Consider the following 1,869-nt stretch of genomic DNA (forward strand, 5'->3'; position numbering starts at 1 on the left):
TGGTGCAATGATTTTGACTGGATTGGGAATTAATGAGCTTTCTATGATATCTTGCGATATTTCTCCAGTAAAGGCGTATTTACAGACTCATAGTTTTGAAGATATGAAAATTTTAGCACAAAAAGCATTACAATGTGAAACTGCACGAGCTGTACGTGCTCTAAGCAAGGATATAAGGTGATAAAGAACATTAAGGGGAAAGAACGAGCTCATTTTGCAGACTAATCAGATTTTTAGTGCTGTAAAACATTATCCTTTAGGACGATTATAGGCAGCATATTAATTTATAATGGTAATTTATCGTTTTACATAATGAGAACCCTGAATATTGTAGGGTTTTCTCGTTTTAAATTTCTCTATATTAAATTAATAAAAATTATTCTTTTATACATTACAAAGAGGAGTAATGTATAGATAAAAACACTCTAAGAAAGAATAAATTCCTTTTATGCATTCTCTCAAATAGCAATAGATATTGTAACATTAGGCGATAAATAGCGTGATGTTACTTGGCTTTTCCTTTTTATTTAAGGAAAGATGATGCTATCCAATAGATTTTATACCATTCATAGACACCGTATGAGTTAGATGTGACAAGCTTTAAGAGATGTTTTTTAACAAACGTGTGGATGAGAAAGAAAATAGTATTTTTAGAGTATTCTGTTTTGTGATGAGACCATATCACGCTTAAAGAATGCGATAATCAAAAGTATGAAGTAATACGTAATCTCTTTTAAATAATTGAGATTACTTTAGATATTTTGAAAACTGTAAAGCTGAATTTAAAAGTATATGGTAAAAATGAAAACAGGTTTGCATTTTTATGATTTTGTATTTGATCAAAACGAGACTATTTTTTCATTTCAGAAAATAAGATATATTCATACATATTAAATTAAAAATGCAAAGTTTTTTGTCTGAATTTTATTTTCTTTAGTATCAACTAAATATAGAAGTGTGAAATTGAGTAGAGGATTTAGAGTAGGGCTTATTATGGATCCTATGAAAGAGAAAACTGACACCGTCACACTATTTTACAGCTCTCAATGTTGCAAAAATTCGTGCTATTTGAGAAAATGCATAAGAGCCACTTATCCTCTCTTAAAATGTTCTCCCCCCACATACCATCCCTTCCTATTAAGCAAGTGATTTTAATTAATTCAATATGAAAGGAGTTATGGTGAGAAAAAATTACGATATTCGAGGTTTTTATGATGTGTAAACGATGGTTCATCATTATAAATCAATATGTTATATATTGTCTGAAACATAAAAGTGATTAGCTGGTAGATCTCATTTCAAGAGAGAGTTGTTTGTAATCAAAGTTATAGTGATTAAGGATTTTCATCCTTGGAGGCAAGAAGGAGGTCGAGAATGATTTTATTGAAATGAAATTTATTATCTGAATAAACAATTTTAATATTAGGGATATAAGAAGTTCATATCGTTATTATTCTATTTATTATTAGGGTAATCAATGCTGTGAAGCGAGAAATATTTAATTATTTGGTTGCGTAAAACCATGGACTGTATGCCAATTTTAAGAGAAGTATTTTTTTGTGAAGCAGAAAGTGCGTAAATGAGCATGAAAGTTTATAACTGGTGACAATCTTTTTATTCCCATTATTGTATTCTACAAACCTATCCACGAAAAAAGTTTTTTCTTAAAAAGAAGAGATGTGCTTGTTATTCAACAGATAAAAGCTCTTATTTTAATAAATGAATTTGTTTTTTGGGTTTTGAATGTATAGTTTAGACTTGCACGTTATTTCTTTCTGGGTATAGTGCAAACTTCTGGAGAGGTGGCCGAGTGGTTGAAGGCGCACGCCTGGAACGCGTGTATATGGGAAACCATATCGAGGGTTCGAA

1 protein-coding gene is annotated in these 1,869 nt (G+C 30.4%); it reads left to right on the plus strand.

Translation table 11 applies throughout. The features are described 5' to 3' along the window. Positions 1-181 (plus strand): hypothetical protein (locus ACFIO3_RS12415; RefSeq protein ID WP_375704549.1); only part of this gene is annotated, 181 nt, incomplete at its 5' end. Positions 182-1,869 lie beyond the last annotated feature (1,688 nt).

This window comes from Bartonella sp. AD328YNZD (assembly GCF_042196425.1).